Consider the following 20690-nt stretch of genomic DNA (forward strand, 5'->3'; position numbering starts at 1 on the left):
GCATCATGCTGTTAAAATTGAAGAACTTAACTTGTCTAAAACCAAACAAATTTAAGTGATTAAATCTTTTCGACTGTCCACTCACCTTGCGTCTTCACCAATTGGTGTGTTGCATAAGGAATTGAGTTTAAATCATCATTACCCAAAAGCTGGATAACGCTTAAACCTTGACGACGTATTGCTGCTATTGCTTGAACCAGATCTATATCTAGTCCCTTCGGTGCAACAATCACCGCTTTTTGAATAAATTGACCTGCGCTGAGCGCAAATAAATCGCAAGAAAAACCTGTGGCAGGACGCGCACGCCCAAAGTGCTCACCAATACCGTCATAGCGACCACCTTGAGCCAGCGGTGCTGCACGATTTGGTGCATATACAGCGTACATTAAGCCTGTGTGATAATGGTAAGAACGCAGTTCAACCACATCTATACCAATATGTAATTTCGGCCAGCGTGCTTGAATTTGAGCTTGGGTGGTTTGCACTACTTCAAAAGCTTGCTTAAACGCAGCATCTGCCCAGATTTCAGTACTTAAATTGGCTTGCAATGCATCAAGATCACTGGCATAACGACCTAAAGCAAAGAAGTCAGCACCAAACTTTAATTCTTGTGTAAATTCTGCAAGTTCTGGCAGTGCTTTACGTTGGTACAAATCTGAAAGATGCGCTTCAGTGTCTTTATTCAAGCCGGCATGTTTCACCAAGCTACGGAATAAACCCACATGACCTAAGTCTAAATGAATACCTTCTGCAAACCCTGCTGTTTCCAGCAAGCTCAACATCACATCGACCATTTCAACATCAGCATCAATACTGTCTGAACCAAATAGCTCTGCGCCGAGTTGTAGCGGTGCACGCGTGGTATTGAAACCTCGTGGCTTAGTATGTAACACCGTACCCGCGTAGCAATAACGTGCCACACCTTCGACTGGATGTACATGTGCATCGATACGTGCCACTTGTGGTGTCATATCGGCACGCACACCGAGTAAACGACCAGATAACTGATCGATCACTTTAAAGGTGGCTAAGTCTAAATCTTGATTCGATTCTGAAAGAGAAGATAGAGATTCGATGTATTCGATAAATGGTGTGTACACCAATTGATAACCTCGAGTTGCGAGGAAATTCAATGCGTCACGGCGCAAAGTTTCGATTACTTGCGCCTGTTCTGGTAATACATCAGCTACACCATCAGGTAATAACCATGTCTCTGAAATGGGCATGTTGTAAACCTAAATCCTGTCAGTGCGGAACGAATCCGCATAAAAAAATCGGGAACACACCCGATTTCTGTGATTTTAGCACGTTCGTTTTGGCTCTGCATCAGACTTTTTTAGAAAAGAATTGAAAAAATAGCCAGATTTACAGCATTGATCAATATATTCCTAAAACTCTTGCTTCAATCCCTCAAAAATTCACAGTATCCGCTTTAAATATGGAATAACCCAAGCACCATTATTTTACCATTCGTTAAAGTAAATATATGGAGAATCACTACTAAACCATCACGACCCTACATTAAAACACAGCCATCATCATTGATGATAAGGCTCTGTTCACACCTCAAGTGGTAAGCCCCCACATCAAGCTAGTCAAAGTCTTTAACTTTGATAATCTTTAACACTAGAAACCTTTCACTTTTGAAGTCTTTGATACTAATTTTTTTTTGATACTTTTAATACTAAAGCTTTTTGATCATACGTTGGGACTCTTTTAAACCCACTAAGTCTGAAACAAGCCCAACCAAATCCGCATTTTGTTGTTCAACTTGATTGAGTTTTAATGCAGTGAGATCTAAGACCTCTTGTTGAAGCTGCATCTTCTTCGCCAAATCTTGCATAATTTCTAAAGTTTTCTGCAAATTAAGCTCCAACGCATCCACTTGAGTCTGTAATTCAATCTGAGCATTTGCCTCATTGAGCAAGTGTTGATGCTGATGAATCAAGCGCCAATTCAATACAGATAAAATAACCAAAAGTAGAATTAAAAAACCCATTATCCATAGCATGAGCGCGTCCCCGATGATTTATTTTGAATGATTAAAAGACTCGCAAAGATCCATTAAGCGGTTGGCATAGCCCCATTCATTGTCATACCAAGCAAAAACTTTGGCTTGATGCCCCACCACCATGGTTTGGGTTAAATCGACAATCAATGAATACGGTGAATGATTAAAGTCTGAAGACACCAGAGGCTCATCAGTGACAGACATAATTTCTGCATAGTCATATTTGGCAGCATGAATTAAGACATCATTAATCTTAAGCGCGTTCATTGGCGTTTGAGAGACAAAGGTCAGGTCAATCGCTGCGACGTTAATGGTCGGTACACGAATAGAATAACCATCGATTCGGTTTTCCATTTTTGGCATGACATTTTTTAAAGCCCCTAAGGCTGATGATGTGGTCGGAATAATATTTTGCCCCGACGCTCGCGCACGGCGTAAGTCTCGGTGCACATGATCGAGCACGGACTGATCTGCCGTCACTGCATGAATTTCAGTCATCATGGCAGTCTCTATACCAAAAGCATCATCAATGATTTTGACCAAGGGCACTAAAGCTTGCGTGGTGCACGACACACTGGAAATAATTTGATCGGTGTCTTTAACCTCATGGTGATTCACCCCGTAGACAATCGCAGCATCCACGCTATCGAAAGGCGCAGCGCCAATGATCACACGTTTTGCACCTGCGGTTAAATGCTGTGTGGCCGCCTGACGTGAACGAAACAAACCTGTACATTCTAAAACCACATCGATATCTAAGGCGCCCCAAGGTAATAGCTCGGGTTGGCTTTGACAATGCACCTGCAGATTGAGCTGTGCCTTGCCAGCCTTAATGCTTAAATACGCTTGCTCAGCTTGATAATGGAGTTCCACTTCTCCGTTAAAACGTCCATGGGTGGTGTCGTATTTAAATAAATGGATGAGCGTATCTACATCTGCAACATCGTTAACCGCGACAATATCAAAATGAAATTCTTTCGGATTTTCAAACCATGCACGCAATACATTACGCCCAATTCGACCAAATCCATTAATCGCAACTCGCTGCATTAGAGACCCTTAACTGATGAAGAATGATGTAAATACAGGGCTATGTTAATAGATTTCAGCAGATTGCAGATATAAATTCTAAGTTTAATGCATTTAAATAATACTGATGATGTTCGCTTCACAGTGCATTCACTATTTTAAATAGTAACTTCAGCTGATTCACAGATGGATTTAAGAATTCACGCTAAGCTAAACAATATTCCATTTATCTAATGAATTCATTGAGCTGACGCTTTATATCTAAGCTTTAAAGCATCAACACTAGAAATTCAAGAATGTGAGCACTATCCAGATTTAGTTAAGCTTGAAAATAAATAATGCCAAAGGAACAGGTGCTTTAAAGAGAATTGTCATCAAAACACTTTAAAATCATTGGTGCAGCTTATATTTTCCGTTATAATTTGGCGTTTTAAAAAATTAAGCCCGCATACAGAACAGAGCAATAATTGGTTAGACTCTTTCTGTATGCTTTTGCCAATATGAATATGGAGTGACTTGGTTGTGAGTACTCGTTTTATGACATCCGCTGAAATCCGTGAAGCATTTTTGCGTTACTTTGAATCGCAAGGGCATACACGTGTCGCGTCGAGTTCACTCGTACCAGCCAACGACCCGACTTTGTTGTTTACAAACGCAGGTATGAACCAGTTTAAAGACTGTTTCTTAGGGCTTGAAAAACGTGACTACGTTCGTGCAACGTCTTCGCAAAAATGTGTACGTGCAGGTGGTAAACACAACGACTTAGATAACGTTGGCTATACAGCACGTCATCACACCTTCTTTGAAATGCTCGGTAACTTCTCATTTGGAGATTACTTTAAACGTGATGCGATTAAATTCGCATGGGATTTCTTAACCTCAGAGCAATGGTTAGCGCTTCCAAAAGACAAACTTTATGCCACTGTTTATCATACTGATGATGAAGCTTTTGAGATCTGGAACAAAGACATTGGTCTAGATGAATCTCGCATTATCCGTATCGGTGATAACAAAGGTGGTCAATACGCATCAGATAACTTCTGGGCAATGGGTGATACGGGGCCTTGTGGTCCATGTTCTGAAATTTTCTTTGACCATGGCGATCATATCTGGGGCGGTCTACCAGGCACCCCTGAAGAAGATGGTGACCGTTTCATTGAAATCTGGAACAACGTCTTCATGCAGTTCAATCGAACTGTGGATGGCGTGCTCCACCCGCTTCCTGCACCATCTGTCGATACAGGTATGGGTCTCGAGCGTATTTCTGCTGTATTACAGCACGTCAACTCTAACTACGAAATCGACTTATTCCAAAACTTATTAAAATCAGCAGCAGAGATTATCGGTTTAGATACCACTGCATTAGAAGCTGAAGCAACTGCAAATAACAAAGCTGTTGACTACCCTGCATCACTTAAAGTGGTTGCTGACCATGCACGTTCATGTTGCTTCTTGATTGCAGATGGCGTGAATCCTTCAAATGAAGGTCGTGGTTATGTACTGCGTCGAATTATCCGTCGTGCTGTGCGTCATGGTAATAAGTTAGGTGCAACGGGTTCATTCTTCCATAAAATGTTACAGCCTTTAATTGCTGTCATGGGTGAAGCTTATCCTGAACTTACAGCACAACAATCTCGTATCGAAGCCCTTTTATTGAAAGAAGAAGAGCAGTTTGCAAAAACCTTAGAGCAAGGTTTGAAGTTGCTTGAAGGCGAATTGGCACAGTTAAAAGGTTCAGTGATTCCGGGTGCTGTTGTTTTCAAACTGTATGACACCTATGGCTTCCCTGGTGATTTAACGGCTGACATCGCGCGTGAGCGTGAACTTACAATTGATGAAGCTGGTTTTGAAACTGAGATGGCTGCACAGCGTCAACGCGCACGTGATGCAGGTAAATTTGCCATCGATTACAACAGCATTGTCAATGTTGAAGGTGAAACTCAATTTGATGGCTACGATGCAACTCAAGGTCAAGGTCAAATTATTGCGATCTATAAAGATGGCGTACAAGTTGATGAAGTTTTCGAGGGTGATGAAGCTTTAATTGTACTCAACCAAACCCCTTTCTACGCAGAAAGTGGTGGTCAAATTGGTGATATAGGTCTGTTCAAAAACGATACAGGGATTTTCGAGGTTCAAGACACCAAGAAATCTGGTGGTGCTTTTGTCCATCAAGGTATCGTGACTATGGGTAGCTTAAAAGCGACTCAAAGTGTTGAAGCGATTGTAAAAGCGGATATTCGCGCTGCGACTGCGCGCAACCACTCAGCAACACATTTGTTACACGCTGCCCTTCGTCAAGTCTTAGGCACACACGTTCAACAAAAAGGCTCATTGGTTGCATCTGATATTTTACGTTTCGACTTTGCCAATGATCAACCTGTAACGTTTGAGCAGCTTCAAGAAGTTGAACGTTTAGTCAATGCTGAAGTGATTGCAAATACTGCTGTTTCTACCGAGCTTTTAGACATCGAATCTGCCAAAGCCAAAGGCGCGATGATGTTATTCGGTGAGAAATACGGTGATGAAGTTCGCGTTCTATCTATGGGTTCCGTGATTGAAGATAAAAACTTCTCTATTGAACTGTGTGGTGGTATTCACGTTCAGCGCACCGGTGACATTGGTTTATTTAAAATCACATCTGAAGGTGGCGTAGCTGCGGGTGTTCGCCGTATTGAAGCGGTTACAGGCACTAAAGCTATTGAAACTGTGCAAAAAACTGAAGCGAATGTTCAACACATTAACGGTTTACTTAAAGCACAAAATCATCAAACCGTTGAAAAAGTTGAAGCTGTTGTAGAGACTGCCTCTGCACTGCAAAAACACATAGAACAATTGAACCAAAAGTTAGCGCATTTCCAAGCATCTGAACTTCTAAGTCAAGTGCAGGATATCGCAGGTCGTACTGCACTCATCACAACTGTTCAAAACATGGATGCGAAATCACTTCGCAACCTACATGACGGTGTGAAATCTAAATTAGACAACGCAATCATTGTCATTGCGGGTGTTGACGGTGACAAAGTCAGCCTGATCGCATCTGTCGCAAAAGATTTCACTGCAACAATTAAAGCAGGTGATATTATCAAACATCTTGCAAATGAGCTGGGTGGTAAAGGTGGTGGTAAACCTGATTTAGCACAAGGTGGCGCGCCACTCAACGAAAAATTTGCAGCAGTGATGGCAGATTTAACTGCTTGGCTTGAAGCGAAATAAGGTTAAATTGTCATGTTCAAGCGGGGTTTGGGACTCTTATCACTTACTTTGAGTCCCGTGCTTTGGGCAGGAACGCATTATCAATTGCATCTTCCTTCCAAAGCATTACCCTACTGTGAAGTTATGCCTTTCGACTATGTCGATAAAAAAATTATCATTTCAAAAATGTACAATCGAATTTATATTAAGCAGCCTGTAAAACTGGAAGTCATTCGTCAAGACACCAAACCATTAACAGGATTGCAATTATGGAGTCCGGCGGGCCGAGTTACAGCAACTCGGCTCTCTGACACAAAGTATCAATATAAGCTGAACGCTTTGAAAAAAGGCGAAGCTTATGAGCTACGTGGTATCTTAAAATCTCCTGCTAAGGGCGGTTTTAAAATATGTGTGAGTGCTTTAAGTCGTTAGACTTATTTACTTGGTAAGGATAGTTATGGCATTAATCGTTCAGAAATATGGCGGTACCTCTATGGGTACTCCCGAGCGCATTTTAAATGTTGCTCGTCGTGTAAAGCGTTGGCATGACCATGGTCACAAGGTGGTTGTGGTTGTATCCGCTATGAGTGGTGAAACGAACCGCTTATTGGCTCTAGCCAAAGCCATTACCGAAACCCCAGACCCACGTGAATTAGATCAAATGGTGTCCACGGGTGAACAGGTGACGATTTCAATGTTAGCGATGGCGCTCAACTCTATTGGCGTTGAAGCAAAATCGCTCACTGGCCGCCAAGTAGGCATTAAAACCGACAGCGCATTTAACAAAGCCCGCATTGAATCGATTGATACCGACGTATTGACCGAGAACCTTGATGCAGGTCGTGTTTTAGTGGTTGCAGGTTTCCAAGGCTTCGATGAACATGGTAATACCACCACTTTAGGTCGCGGTGGTTCAGATACTTCAGGTGTTGCACTTGCTGCAGCACTTAAAGCGGACGAATGCCAAATCTATACGGATGTAGATGGTGTTTACACCACCGACCCTCGCGTTGCACCAAAAGCCAAAAAAATTGATCGTATTTCGTTTGAAGAAATGCTTGAAATGGCATCTCTGGGATCCAAAGTTCTACAAATCCGTTCAGTTGAATTTGCAGGAAAATACCAAGTCCCTTTACGTGTATTATCGAGTTTTGATAATGACGATGATGGCGCATTCGACGAAGAATTTAAGCAAAACATCGGCACTTTGATTACCACAGAAGCGGAAGACAATATGGAACAGCCAATTATTTCAGGTATCGCCTTTAACCGTGACGAAGCGAAATTGACTATTTTAGGTGTACCTGACGAACCAGGTATTGCCTCTAAAATCCTATCACCAATCAGCTCTGCAAACATTGAAGTGGATATGATCATCCAAAATGTCGAAGAAGATGGCACAACTGATTTTACTTTTACGGTAAACCGCACTGAACTTGCAAAAGCCAAAGCGATTCTTGAAGAAACAGCTCAAAAGATTGGTGCACGTGAAGTCTCTACACGCGATGACATCGTAAAAGTGTCCATCGTGGGTGTGGGTATGCGCTCTCATGCAGGCGTTGCAAGCAAAATGTTCAGCGCACTTGCAGATGATGGCATCAATATTTTGATGATCTCAACCTCAGAAATTAAAATTTCAGTGATCATTGATGAAAAATATTTAGAGCTATCCGTTCGTGCCTTGCATACTGCTTTCGGTCTAGACCGTGAATCGGGTGAGTCAAGTGTTCGCGCTTAATTGATCTTATATAGCATTATCAAAGCTATAAAGATGAATAAATATTCAGAGCCACTATAGTGTTTTTTATAGTGGCTCTGTTATATTAAGCTGATAGGTTTTTTGGAAAATTAAAAATAGTATTGTGATAAGTGCATATTTCGTCACAATTATCTGTTAAAATTTCCCCTGATTCCGAGGTTGTTATTTTTCGCTTTTTGAAAAAACTATCGCAGGTTTAGCGTATAAGCAAGGAGATAAACATGCTGATTTTGACCCGTCGTGTCGGGGAAACATTAATGATTGGCGACCAAGTTAGTGTGACTGTACTTGGCGTAAAAGGCAATCAAGTCCGTATTGGCGTGAATGCCCCCAAAGAAGTGTCTGTACATCGTGAAGAAATCTATCAACGAATTCAACATGAGCGTGCAATGCATGAGCATTTGCAGCATCTCGACCAGGACTACCAACCTGCTTTTGAAGAAGAGACAGTTGTGGTTCCAGAAAATGATTTTAATCGTTAATTTTAAAATTGTTTTGATCCTAAAGCGGCTACCTAGCCGCTTTAAATTTGCCTGATGTTCAAGTATTCACTCAAATTAATCCAATAATGCCAAGGCTTTTTTCACCGGTGCATAACTTCGGCGGTGCTCTGCAATCACTCCATGTACTGCTATCGCTTCAAAATGGGCTTTGGTTGGATAGCCTTTATGCTTGGCGAAACCATATTGCGGATATTTTCGATCCAACTCAACCATTTCACGATCACGGGTAACTTTGGCTAAAATACTCGCCGCTGAAATTTCTTCATGTAAGGCATCGCCTCCCACCACAGCTTCACAGCTCATGATTAAACCTTGTGGCACTTTATTGCCATCCACACGCACGTGCGAAGGTTGAATGTCTAAGGCCTCGACTGCACGGCGCATGGCAAGCAGCGATGCCTGTAAAATATTGATTTGGTCAATCTCTGTATGGGTCGCTTCTGCAATTGCCCAAGCTATGGCTTTTTCCTGAATTTCAATAAATAGCTTTTCACGCTTTTTTTCCGTCAGTTTTTTAGAATCATTCAAACCTTCAATAGGACGGTTTGGATCTAAAATCACAGCCGCAGCCACCACAGAACCCACCAAAGGCCCACGCCCTGCCTCATCAGCACCAGCAATTAACATATTTAGTGTCCTCAAAAAAGGCTGAACGCGTCAGCCTAGTTGATGCTTATCTTTAAAAATTAGTTGACCGCTTCTGCAACACAAGCATTAATGGTTTTGGTCACTACATTGCTCACAATCGTTGCACGTGCTGCAGGGTCAATCGCCGCTGTCGCGAGGTCTACAGCAGTTACGCTTTGCGGTGCTTTCTCACTTACGCAGCCACAAATTTCAGTTTGAATATTGGTTTTTTGATCTGCTGTCATGAGTTTTGTCGCAGTTTGCCATGCAGGCAGATTATTCAACTCATTGGTACACTTTGCATTGATGGCAATTTTAAGTGCCGCAGAACCCAACTGTTGAGTGGTATTTGACGCAGCTGTTCCAGTTCCTGTTGTACCGGTCGCACACGCTGATAAAACCAAAGCGATGGGTGCAAGTACTGCGATTAATTTTTTCACAATTTTATCCTTATGATATGGGAAACCTGTAGCGCTATTTTGCCCAATGTAAAAACATTAAGAAATATGTATTTTGTTGAACTTGGCCACCTGAACACTTTGACAGCAGTGATTGTTGCAGATTTTCAACAGACTGTTCTACGGCATGACTTATTTTCTAAATCGAATTGCTTTAGCATAAGCCTTTTACCACAACTGACGCTAAAAATGAAAAACACATCACAATATTACACGCGTACAGCGCAGGTTTTGCATTGGCTGATGGCCATAATCTTTATTCTGGCTTGGATCATTGGTTTTTATAGTGGCAATTTTTTAAGTTATGAGGTTGATGGCAGCTTTAAAGGCGATGTGATTAGTCTGCATAAAAATATCGCCACCACCATTATTTTCTTGGTCGTGGTGCGTATTTTTTGGCGTTACACCCACCCTGCACCCGAACTTCCGAACAGCATGTCTCCGGTCATGAAAAAAGCGGCACATTTAGGCCATTTGGGCTTGTATTTTATGTTACTTGCCCTCCCCATTACAGGCTGTTTATATAGCTGGAGTGTCGGCTATCCTGCACCGGTGCTTTATCTTTTCAATCTGCCTACGCTTATTGGTGAGAATCCAGCGGTCACGGCAGTGGTTAAACCGCTACACATTTGGATTTCTTGGGCAGCAGGTTTATTGTTATTCGGGCATATTGCTGCAGCGCTCAAACATCACTTCATCGACAAAGACAATGTGTTAAACAGCATGCTCAAACGCGATCAATAACATTATTTCACTTAGTCTTGATCGACACACTGATCCTTATCAACCTTACACGACGTCGATCTAAGTTTAATATTCATTGTGTAAACTCGGGATGAGGACCATCACTCATCCTTGCTTGATGGCTTGATTTGTAAAATACAGGCTTTCACACTGTTTAATACTGCTTTTTGAATGAGTTGATGTTTAAGGTCTTCATCAATTATCGCCCGCATTAAATCTTGACTGGAAATATCGGTGAATGCATGTTCTGCCACACATGCACAAACCTCTTTATGTAACTGCAATTTGTTGCTTGCCGTCATCAGGTAAGTACTGACATTCCATAGCTTAGACTGATCTAACTCTTGACCACATTGAGCATTGATTAAGGGTTTAATCATCTTTTTCGCAATAGAAAGATCCTTACTCGCATCATTGCAACCGGTCATGAAAGTGAGTATTACCGCGAAACTTAAACAATATTTCATGATGAATGAGCCTGCTCAATCCTGAATGTATTCAACCCAAGACAGAGACTGATCTGCCTTGGGGTGTGAGTTGGGCTGTGTTTTGTCTTGTTGTGTCTTAAAACTTCATTTGAAACTAAAATATTCAAACCCAATATCAAAACTTAAGCCCTAACATTAAAGTCTAAACCCGATTATGCGACAAGCGTTCGAATTGTGTCTTTCCATGCTTGCTTTTGGGCATCTGAAATAAATGAAGCTTCAAATGAATTGATCGCCAATTGCTTCAGCTCTTGTTCGGTTAAATCTAAAGCTTCAGTGATGGCAATGAAGTTATCATTCATATATCCCCCAAAATAAGACGGATCATCTGAATTAACAGTCACATGCACGCCTTGTTGTAGCAGACGGCGAATATTATGATCTGCCATATCATCGACCACACAGAGTTTTAAGTTACTCAAAGGACAGACCGTAAGCGGCATTTTCTCTTGAATTAATCGCTGCATTAACTTTGGATCTTCTTCAGAACGCACACCATGGTCAATACGATTTACCTTCAATAAATCAAGTGCCTCCCAAACGTATTCAGCTGGGCCTTCTTCACCCGCATGTGCCACAATCAGAAATCCTGCTTCGCGTGCTTTGGCAAATACACGCTCAAATTTTGAAGGTGGATGGCCCACTTCACTTGAATCTAAACCCACACCAATAATTTGATCTTTATATGGTAGTGCTTGCGCTAAGGTTTCAAATGCTGCCTCTTCACTTAAATGGCGTAAGAAACACATAATCAGATGTGAACTAATACCAAGTTTTTCTTGGGCATCATCACAGGCACGCTTTAGACCGTTTAACACCACATCAAAGGCAATTCCGCGATCTGTATGAGTTTGTGGATCAAAGAACATTTCTGTGTGGACGACATGATCTTCTGCACATTTTTTAAAATATGCCCACGCCAAATCATAAAAATCTTGCTCATGAATGAGTACTGCAGCACCTGCATAATAAATGTCTAAAAATGACTGTAAATTATGGAAGTTATAGGCTTGCTTTACTTCTTCAATCGATTTGTATGGAATATCAATTTGATTCCGCTGAGCAATCGCAAACATGAGTTCAGGCTCAAACGTTCCTTCAATATGTACGTGTAATTCTGCTTTAGGCAATGCACGAATAAGCGCTAATTGGTTCATGTTCAATCCTCAAGGTGATATCAAAATGAAAAAAGAGATTTAAAAATTTAAAATATCAGAATAAAAAAGGGTGTAAACCGCGTTTACACCCTCCGCAAAATGTGAGGTCTTAACCGCCAAACATTGCAAATTTTAATGCCCAAAGTACAGCGATAATCCACACCATGTACGGTACAGTTTTCGCTTTACCGGTAAATAATTTAATCAATGCATAACTAATGAAACCCATGGCAATACCATCGGCAATGGAATAGGTAAACGGCATAAAGACAATGGTTAAGAAGGCAGGAACAGCCTCTGTAATGTCTTCCCAATCAATATTGGTAATGCCCTGAATCATGAGTACACCCACGAATAATAACGCTGGAGCAGTTGCAAAGCCAGGGACAGATTGTGCAAGCGGAGCTAAGAATAAACATGCCACGAAAAGCAGTCCCACTACAACAGCGGTCAAACCTGTACGGCCACCGGCTGCAACGCCTGCAGAAGATTCGATATAAGGCGTTGTTGAAGACGTGCCCAGTGCAGCACCTGCAACAATGGCACTTGAATCGGCAAACAGTGCTTTTTTCAAACGGGGTAATTTGCCGTCTTTCAGTAGTCCAGCACGGTGAGAAACACCGACCAAAGTACCCGTTGAATCGAATAAATCAACCAAGAAGAAAACGAAAATCACACCAATTAAGCTTGCTGTAAATAGACCTTCGAAGTCCATTTGCATAAAGGTCGGCGCGATAGATGGAATTGCACCTACTACACCTTTAAACTCATTTAAACCAAGTGCAGTTGCTAGACCTGTAATGACCAAAATACTAATAATGATGGCACCACGGACTTTGAACTGATGCATCACCACGACCATGAAAAAGCCCAATAATGATAGCAATACCGTTGGTTGCTTTAAATCGCCCAAACCGACAAAAGTCGCTTGATTCGCGACAATAATGCCTGAGTTTTTCAAGGCAACTAAAGCCAAGAATAAACCAATACCACCGCCAATCGCGAATTTTAACGACATAGGAATCGCATTGACAATCGCTTCACGGATTTTGAACATACTGATGGCAATGAAGACCAAACCCGATACAAAAACAGCAGCCAAAGCCGTTTGCCAAGGAATACCCATGCCAATACACACTGAGTAAGTAAAGTAGGCATTCAAGCCCATACCAGGTGCTAACGCAATCGGGTAATTCGCCACAATCCCCATAACCAAGCAGCCAATAGCCGCAGCCAAACATGTTGCTACAAAGACAGCACCATGATCCATTCCTGTTTCAGACAGAATCAATGGGTTCACAATGATGATATAACACATGGTTAAGAATGTCGTTACACCCGCAAGAACCTCAGTTCTGAAAGTCGTTTTGTTTTCGCTTAATTTAAATAAGCGTTCTAGCAAACCCGCTGAATTTGGATTTGTCATGGTCGAGCCCCTGCTTGAGATTGAGCTATTTGTTAAAATTTTAAATCGTATATTAAATGAAATATCAGCCAATATAGCGGATTGAAACATTCAAAAAACGTACCTAAGTGACATTTCCGATAAATTGAGTGTGAATTAAAAAAGCTGCATCTCAGCAGCTTTTTTAATTCACCCATAGCGCTGTCATAAGACAACTCTATTTTATCGGGATTATTTTACAAATTATAACATACAGTTTGGCTAATTTATTCAAAACTGCCGTCATTGCAAAGCTGCTAAATCCCTTAGAAGAACATTAATTCTTTCGAGAATAATGGCTTAAGTTAAACCTGCTTTTTATCAAGGATTCAGCTTAAGGTATAAGTGTGGAAATTTTATACAACCAGCATACTTGGATTGCTCTGATTTTACTCAAACTGCTGTGTTTTAAGCTGATCAAATAAGCTGATGAACCCTCTAAAACATAGGCTTCGATCTAAGGCCTGAAAAATTGACGCCTTATATTTTGCTTAAACACCCAGTCATGCATCACTGCTTTTAATGCAAATTGACCTCGAATTTGCTGAAGTATACTCAAGATGTTCAATATCGATGTTTAATATTGATATTTAACATGAGTGAGCACTCTATCTGCGACATTTAAACCATTCAAAAGCGTATCTACTGTGTTTTAAATTGATCAGGTTCATTCCACACTACTCCAAACGAATGGCATTGATATTTTCCAGTGCTTGTATGCTTGCAGAAAAATCCATGCGTGATGCTTGTGATTTCTCAAAGAAATTAAATTGGCTGTGCATCAATTGCAGGGTGGCCAAGTGTAAATTTTCCTGTCGCATGAGATCCCTTGCGATACCAATATCTTTTTGCAACAAATCCAAGGCAAAGGTTTTATCAAAACGACGGCTTAGCACTCGCTGCGCCATGATATGTTCTGACATATTGCTTTTACCACTGGAGTGATTGATACAATTGAGCGCTGCGGATAAATCTACACCCTTGACTTTTAACACGGTGAGCCCTTCTGCCAGTGCCCATAGGTGCGTGGCCATTAAGGTATTGTTCACCGCTTTCACCGCAAAGCCTGAGCCACTTTGCCCCACATATTCAATACGATCCGCGAAAGCTTGAATAAAAGGCTTGGCATGCTCAAAAGCCGTCCGATCTCCGCCCACCATCACGGTGAGGGTACCCTTTTCCGCACCAATGGTTTGACCTGAAACCGGCGCATCCAAATAAACCACACCTTGCTCAGCCAGCATAGCACTTAACTTTTGTGCACTCATGGGTACGCCACTGGTACAGTCCACCCAGATACTGCCTGCTTTGGGTGCATAGGCATGAAGCAAGTTTTCTACATCTTGACTGGTCGGCAAGCAGGAAAAAATAATATCGGCTTGCACAGCTTGTTCAATCGAGACTGAAATGGTTTTAAACTGCGCAGCATGATCGAGTGCTTTTTACCCTTTGTTCGATTCCACACCTGCACGCTATAACCCAACTTGGGCAAATGAGAAGCCATATGCCAGCCCATTGCACCGAGCCCAATAAATGAAATTACCGTATTCAAAACATTCTCCTAATGCGGAACAACAGGGCGAGTTACGCTTTGCGTATCTATATGATTTTTAGCACTCATCGCTTGCTCATCTATTTCACTGTTCTGACAGTTCGCTACATCTTCACCACGATTTAAAAATAGATTCAACATAATCGCAGCCAGCGTTGCTGTGCCAATACCCCCCAAATCAAAAGCCCCAATATGTAGACTAAAATTACCGGCTCCCATAATCAGACTGACTGCAGCGATAATTAAGGTACTGTTTTGGGTAAAATCAATCTTGTTATCGACCCAAATTTTTGCACCCGCCACCGTAATTAAACCAAAGACCACAATGGATGCTCCACCAAGTAAGGCAACAGGAATGGTACTGATCACTGCCCCAAATTTTGGTGATAAGCCCATTAAAACGGCAAACACACCTGCGACGACAAAAATCGTGGTTGAATACACTTTGGTGACTGCCATTACACCAATATTTTCAGCATAAGTAGTCATCCCTGTACCCCCCACAGAGCTTGAAAGTGATGTACAGACACCATCTGCAAAAAATGCCCGTCCCATATAGGGATCAAGATTTTTACCCGTCATCGCGGAAACCGCTTTAAAGTGACCCAAATTTTCAGCCACCAAAATCACTGCAACAGGTGCAATGAGTAACATTGCATTGGCATTAAATACCGGTGCATGAAAGGTAGGCAGTCCAAACCAGGTGGCATTACCAATAATGGAGAAGTCAATCGGTTTGCCGTAACCCATCACATTAGCGAGAATGAAATACATTAAATATGCAGCGCACAACCCCAGTAGCAGCAACAAACGGCGGACCATGCCTCGAGTGAAAACAGCCACAAAGCTAATACATACAATGGTCAGTACCGCCATCCACATATCAAAGTGATTACCAGAAATGCCTTTGATTGCACCCGGTGCGAGATTTAAACCAATAATCATCACGATGGCACCGGTGACAATCGGAGGCATTAGCCTCTCAATCCAACCTGTACCGGTTTTCATCACAATCAGACCAATTGCTGCATATACAATACCGCAGGCAATCGTTCCGCCCAGCGCCAAACCAATATTGGGATTTGAGCCAACACCTGCATAACCTGTTGCAGCAGCGACAGCACCAATAAAGGCAAAACTTGAACCCAAATAACTCGGCATTCGCCCGCCAGTCATTAAAAAGAAAAGAATGGTGCCAATACCGGTAATAAAAATGGTGAGATTGGGGTCAAAACCCATCAGTAAAGGTGCGAGCACCGTTGCACCAAACATCGCGAAGGCATGTTGTAGCCCTAAGACCATACTTTTACCCGCTGGCAAGTATTCATCGACTTGCACAGGGGTTTTATCCAAATCACCTTGATAAGGCTTAAACTTTGGAAACCACGGTTCTTTTGTTTGCATGGGTTTCCCCTCCCTCATTGCTCAATTTGGATTAATTCATGGGTTGCGGCTCGCAGTACGCACGGTTGAAATACATCAGCGCATTGCGTCCTTGATTTTGCTTCATTGCCTTCACTTCACAGATCAGCACGTCATGACTACCCACAGACATGCTTTGTACGACTTCACAGTCAAAACTCACCAGAGCATCATCCAACACAGGTGCTTGAGTGCATAAGGTTGACCACTGGGCCTTTGCAAAACGCTCTTGCATAGGTGTCTTGCCACCAAAGGCATTCGACAATTCCGTTTGATGGGCAGCCAATGTATTTACACACAGCACTTGATTGGCTTTAAATGTTTCAAATACAGAAGCCGAACGGTTCAAACAGACCAGTAAAGTCGGTGGAGTGTCGGTGACACTACATACAGCAGATGCCGTAAAACCCGCCCTTCCTGCTGGGCCTTGAGTGGTGATTACATTCACTGCCGCCCCCAAGTTCGACATACCATTTTTAAAGCTTTGTTGATCTATTTCAATCGTTTGTAGTTGCGAAAATTGTGCCAATTCATGTGATGACAATGCAGTTTGATGTGACTTTAAAACTTGAATCTTGCTATTCATAACGGATCTCCAACCCTGCCATTGCGCGCTTTATTCAATGCAGCGTGTTCAAATGTGTGGCAACTGAATCTAAATGTGGGCAATCGATGCGATTTCGACCAAAGCTTCAGGTTTTACTAGCCCTGTTTGCACGCAGTAGCGTGCCGGTTTATCACCTGGGAAATATTCTGCATAGACCTGATTAATCGCAGCATAATCCGCCCAATCTTTGACAAAGACGTGATTGAACGTCACATCACTCATCTTTCCACCTGCCGTTTCAATGACTTTTTGAATGATTTCTAAAATATGACGCGTTTGTGCTGCTGCATCGCCAACATACACAACATTATTGTTTTCATCAAAAGCCAATGTGCCTGAGACATAAACAACATTGTCTGCTTTCGTTGCAGGTACAAATGGTGCCAATGGCTTGCCTGTTCCTTCGGGGATGATCACTGTTTTTGGCATGTTTAAATTCCTATTTTTATATCCAGTTCAAGCTTTAAGTTCATTGCTCTCATACATTGATAGATCTCAATTTTTTTAAATCGAGGGGCTAAGCCGTTTTATCTAAATATGTGGTTTGTTTTTGAAAGGCTTCGGTAAAGGCGGCTGTGTCAGACACCCAACCAAAAAAGGTTTTAATATTATATAGCGCAGCCTCTTGCGCCTGCATTGGTCCAGCTTGATGACACGCATCGGCGAGCGCTACGCCAAAATACTCCAAGAAAAAGCCATCTCTTAAGGTCGATTCCACACAAACATTGGTGGCGATACCGACAAAGACCAAATTACGAATGCCACGACTCCTGAGCATGCTGTCAAGTGCGGTATTAAAGAAACCGCTATAGCGTGGTTTTTCAATCACGATGTCGTTTGCTACTGGTTTAAGCTCATCAATCAGCTCAAAATCCCAACCTCCTTTTGCCAATAACTTGCCTTGTAGCTCAGGCTGATGGCGCATGGTTTTTAACGCATTGGATTTATGATAATTCGGTGAATTGATACCCCCTGCTTCGACATACTGATCATCCCAACCATTTTTAAAATAGATCACTTGAATGCCTGCTGCATGCGCGACATCCACTGCTTTTTTAATATTCTCAACCACCGGCTTGGTCGTAGAAACATCAAAGCCTGCCAAGTCCAAATAGCCACCTTTTGAGGTATAGGCATTTTGCATATCAATTACGATCAATGCGGTGTGTTCTGCTACCAGTTGAATATACTCAGGCTCAGCTTTGAGTATTTTTCCCTGCCCAGAATCAGCGGTGAATCCAGCACAGATCGTATTTTCAATGTTTGAATTCATACGGATTTCTCCAAAACAGGCAGTGAATCATTTGCTTCTGGGCTAAGGTCTTGTGGATTAATCTCTGTTGGATTGATTTCTAATGCATTGACCTCTGTTAGATGAATGTCCTCTGCGACACTGTCTATGACTACATGCTCACGGCTTTTCATCAGCGGTTGGATGCGTTGACCAAAGTCTTCTACACCTTGAATAAAATCATCGAAGGTCAACAGAATCCCTTCCGTACCGTCAATCTCAGCAAGTTGATCAAGCATTGACGCCACATTTTCAAATGAACCGACAATCGTTCCCATGTTGATATTGACTGGTGAAACACTGGATGCCATTTGACGAATATTGGTGTCAGTACCTGATTTGGTGTCTTTACCGCCTTGATTCATGAGCCAGTCAATCGCTTCGATATCTGCGCCAGCGTTATAGTTTTGCCATTTAGCAAATGCATCTGCATCTGTTTCGGCTGCAATGACCATAAACAACACATACGTTGCGACATTACGACCCGTTTTATCAGTGTGTGCCTTCAAACGATCATTAATGTCTGCAAATGCAATGGGCGTATTTAAGCCTTTACCAAAAACAAAGTTGTAGTCTGCATATTTTGCTGAAAACTCAAGTCCAGTATCGGACTGACCTGCGCAAATAATTTTCATATCGGCTTGAGGAGTTGGGCTAACGCGGCAATCTTCCATTTGGAAATGTTCACCCTTAAAATCAGACTTCCCTGTCGCCCAAAGCTCACGCAAAATTTCGACATATTCAGATAAATAATCATAACGCTTGGCAAAGTATTCATCGCCCGGCCACATCCCCATTTGGGTGTATTCTGGCGCTTGCCAACCGGTGACCACATTCAAGCCAAAACGACCATTCGAAATGGAATCAATCGTGGATGCCATCCGCGCCACAATCGCAGGCGGCATCACCAAAGTGGCAGCAGTGGCGTAAATTTTAATTTTACTGGTGACCGCAGCCAGCCCCGCCATCAGGGTAAAGGTTTCAAGGTTATGATCCCAAAATTCGGTCTTACCGCCAAAGCCACGCAGCTTGATCATGGACAACGCAAAATCAAATCCATAATGTTCCGCACGTTGTACAATTTTCTTGTTCATCTCGAAACTGGGCTTGTACTGCGGCGCATTTTCAGAGAGCAACCAACCATTATTTCCAATCGGACAAAAAACACCTATTTTCATTTTGAACACCTCAACGCTTGAGCCAAATTCAATCTTCATTTTCAAGTCCAACACTTGAATAGATCTAATCAGTATTTAGCAATTGCTGTGCCAATTATTAATTATTTATATTATTCAATATCTTGTATTTTTATTATTTTACCATATGGTAAACTAAACCCTTTATTTATTGCTTCATTTTAATCAGGGCTGTCTCATAAAAGCGCACACTTTGGTCAAAATAAATACATATCTGAAGCAAGCACAGATTTTAAAAAGCATTTCATCTTTCAATAAAACCCATAACATTTTCTTAAACTGAGTATCTAAAAATATGAAAGCCGTGAATTTTTCGTTCACGGCTTTCATGGCGTATTCGATTAAATTAACCAGAACTGTACTGCTTAATTAAAAAATTCAACACACTGGTATTTAAGCGGTCTGCCTCAGTGACGGTTGACGCATGACCCCCATGTGCATGTATGGACACATGCGCATGCGTGAAGTAGGTTTTTAAATCTTGCGTCTTCTGTACAGGAACCAAGAAATCATCTTGATTGGCAATCAAATGTATAGGGACGTCTTTTAATACTTGGTGATGCGGCGTTGAAAGATTAAATTGCTGGGCAGCTCGAATCCGAGTCAGCACATTATTTAACGGCGGAAAATCAAGCAGTTGAAGGTCTTCAGCCTGCTGAATCTGTAAATGATGTTTCGAAATCCAAGCGGGTGGATATAAAAATAATGCCTGCGCGCGAACATAGGCGTCAGCACCTGCGCTTTTCAGTAGATGAATTCTGGCTTCAAAGCATTTGGCGGTATGGGGGTCTAAACGATCCCAGGCATTAATACAGGTCAAACTCAGCATCTTCAAATGCTGTGATGCACAAAGTACAGCTAACTCAGCACCAATAAAGCTACCAATGGCATGGCCAATAAAATGAAAATTCTGGATGTGCTGCTCATTTAAAATTGTGAGCACTTGTTCCGCCAAATTCTGGAAAGAATAATGATCGGATAATAATTCTGAATCTGCATGACAGCCCTCTTGATCATAACTGAGTACATGGAAATGTTGACTCAAAAACTCGATTTGCGGTTTCCAAAAATGAGCATGTCCACCTAATCCTGAAGATAGAACAATATAATCGGCGTCCGCATTGTGCTGGCATGGATGAATGTAATGCATCGTATAAAAACATTTTTGAACAATGGGTAAAATACGATGCAATTTTTATACCTTTTA

The 20690-nt window shown here is 41.9% G+C and carries 18 protein-coding genes and 2 pseudogenes; 5 read left to right on the top strand and 15 right to left on the bottom strand.

All coding sequences use genetic code 11. From position 1 onward, the window contains the following. Window positions 1-59: 59 nt before the first annotated feature. The 3 genes from AMD27_RS10275 to AMD27_RS10285 all read right to left on the bottom strand — a co-directional run bounded on the left by AMD27_RS10275 (window position 60) and on the right by AMD27_RS10285 (window position 3061). A complete protein-coding gene (locus tag AMD27_RS10275; RefSeq protein WP_067659996.1) occupies window positions 60-1226 on the bottom strand; it encodes an ATP phosphoribosyltransferase regulatory subunit in 1167 nt (388 codons plus the stop codon). 458 nt (window positions 1227-1684) lie between these two features. Then, window positions 1685-2011 carry a hypothetical protein gene (locus tag AMD27_RS10280; RefSeq protein WP_081405963.1) on the bottom strand — a complete coding sequence of 109 codons (327 nt, stop codon included), beginning with the start codon at window positions 2009-2011 and terminating at the stop codon, window positions 1685-1687. 18 nt (window positions 2012-2029) lie between these two features. After that, window positions 2030-3061, bottom strand: a complete 1032-nt coding sequence (locus AMD27_RS10285; RefSeq protein WP_067660002.1) for a type I glyceraldehyde-3-phosphate dehydrogenase — start codon at window positions 3059-3061, stop codon at window positions 2030-2032. Window positions 3062-3562: 501 nt separating this feature from the next. Between AMD27_RS10285 and alaS the strand changes: the two genes are divergently transcribed. The 4 genes from alaS (at window position 3563) to csrA (ending at window position 8476) form a co-directional block, all read left to right on the top strand. After that, window positions 3563-6256, top strand: a complete 2694-nt coding sequence (gene alaS / locus AMD27_RS10290; protein WP_171254798.1) for an alanine--tRNA ligase — start codon at window positions 3563-3565, stop codon at window positions 6254-6256. Window positions 6257-6268: 12 nt separating this feature from the next. After that, window positions 6269-6667, top strand: coding sequence for a hypothetical protein (locus AMD27_RS10295; protein WP_067660010.1), 399 nt, complete (start codon window positions 6269-6271; stop codon window positions 6665-6667). A gap of 25 nt (window positions 6668-6692) precedes the next feature. Further along, window positions 6693-7973, top strand: a complete 1281-nt coding sequence (locus AMD27_RS10300) for an aspartate kinase (RefSeq protein WP_067660013.1) — start codon at window positions 6693-6695, stop codon at window positions 7971-7973. Window positions 7974-8215: 242 nt separating this feature from the next. Further along, window positions 8216-8476 carry a carbon storage regulator CsrA gene (gene csrA, locus AMD27_RS10305; RefSeq protein ID WP_067660016.1) on the top strand — a complete coding sequence of 87 codons (261 nt, stop codon included), beginning with the start codon at window positions 8216-8218 and terminating at the stop codon, window positions 8474-8476. 75 nt (window positions 8477-8551) lie between these two features. Here the strand turns inward: csrA and rnhB are convergent, their stop codons facing one another. After that, window positions 8552-9124: a ribonuclease HII gene (rnhB, locus tag AMD27_RS10310; RefSeq protein ID WP_067660022.1), complete on the bottom strand. Its 573-nt coding sequence runs from the start codon at window positions 9122-9124 to the stop codon at window positions 8552-8554. A 59-nt stretch (window positions 9125-9183) separates the two neighbouring features. Further along, complete coding sequence (locus AMD27_RS10315) at window positions 9184-9564, bottom strand: hypothetical protein (RefSeq protein ID WP_067660025.1); 381 nt, start codon at window positions 9562-9564, stop codon at window positions 9184-9186. A 207-nt stretch (window positions 9565-9771) separates the two neighbouring features. Here AMD27_RS10315 and AMD27_RS10320 point away from each other — a divergent pair, with 207 nt between their 5' ends. Beyond that, entirely contained in the window at window positions 9772-10326 is a 555-nt protein-coding gene (locus tag AMD27_RS10320) for a cytochrome b (RefSeq protein WP_067662949.1), read from the top strand. Window positions 10327-10427: 101 nt separating this feature from the next. Here AMD27_RS10320 and AMD27_RS10325 read toward each other — a convergent pair whose 3' ends face one another. The 10 genes and pseudogenes from AMD27_RS10325 to rutD all read right to left on the bottom strand — a co-directional run bounded on the left by AMD27_RS10325 (window position 10428) and on the right by rutD (window position 20633). Continuing rightward, window positions 10428-10793, bottom strand: a complete 366-nt coding sequence (locus tag AMD27_RS10325; protein WP_067660027.1) for a hypothetical protein — start codon at window positions 10791-10793, stop codon at window positions 10428-10430. Between the two features lie 173 nt (window positions 10794-10966). Further along, entirely contained in the window at window positions 10967-11971 is a 1005-nt protein-coding gene (locus tag AMD27_RS10330) for an adenosine deaminase (protein ID WP_067660030.1), read from the bottom strand. Between the two features lie 109 nt (window positions 11972-12080). After that, the gene (locus AMD27_RS10335; RefSeq protein ID WP_067660032.1) at window positions 12081-13397 is read right to left on the bottom strand and encodes an NCS2 family permease; all 1317 of its coding nucleotides are present in this window, start codon (window positions 13395-13397) and stop codon (window positions 12081-12083) included. Window positions 13398-14092: 695 nt separating this feature from the next. Next, window positions 14093-14931: pseudogene (locus AMD27_RS10340) on the bottom strand (NAD(P)-dependent oxidoreductase). Between the two features lie 45 nt (window positions 14932-14976). Next, window positions 14977-16371 (bottom strand): pyrimidine utilization transport protein G, encoded by a 1395-nt coding sequence (rutG, locus tag AMD27_RS10345; protein WP_081405964.1) that lies wholly within the window; start codon window positions 16369-16371, stop codon window positions 14977-14979. A 31-nt stretch (window positions 16372-16402) separates the two neighbouring features. Beyond that, the gene (rutF, locus tag AMD27_RS10350) at window positions 16403-16975 is read right to left on the bottom strand and encodes an NADH-dependent FMN reductase RutF (protein WP_067660034.1); all 573 of its coding nucleotides are present in this window, start codon (window positions 16973-16975) and stop codon (window positions 16403-16405) included. A 69-nt stretch (window positions 16976-17044) separates the two neighbouring features. Beyond that, complete coding sequence (gene rutC, locus AMD27_RS10355; protein ID WP_067660036.1) at window positions 17045-17425, bottom strand: pyrimidine utilization protein C; 381 nt, start codon at window positions 17423-17425, stop codon at window positions 17045-17047. Window positions 17426-17513: 88 nt separating this feature from the next. Then, window positions 17514-18269, bottom strand: a complete 756-nt coding sequence (gene rutB, locus AMD27_RS10360) for a pyrimidine utilization protein B (protein WP_067660038.1) — start codon at window positions 18267-18269, stop codon at window positions 17514-17516. Between the two features lie 95 nt (window positions 18270-18364). Further along, window positions 18365-19465, bottom strand: a pseudogene (rutA, locus tag AMD27_RS10365) (pyrimidine utilization protein A); the annotation flags it as partial. 364 nt (window positions 19466-19829) lie between these two features. Continuing rightward, window positions 19830-20633, bottom strand: coding sequence for a pyrimidine utilization protein D (rutD, locus tag AMD27_RS10370; protein WP_067662953.1), 804 nt, complete (start codon window positions 20631-20633; stop codon window positions 19830-19832). Window positions 20634-20690: the final 57 nt, after the last annotated feature.

The sequence above is a fragment of the Acinetobacter sp. TGL-Y2 genome (assembly GCF_001612555.1).
Classification (GTDB): Bacteria; Pseudomonadota; Gammaproteobacteria; order Pseudomonadales; family Moraxellaceae; genus Acinetobacter.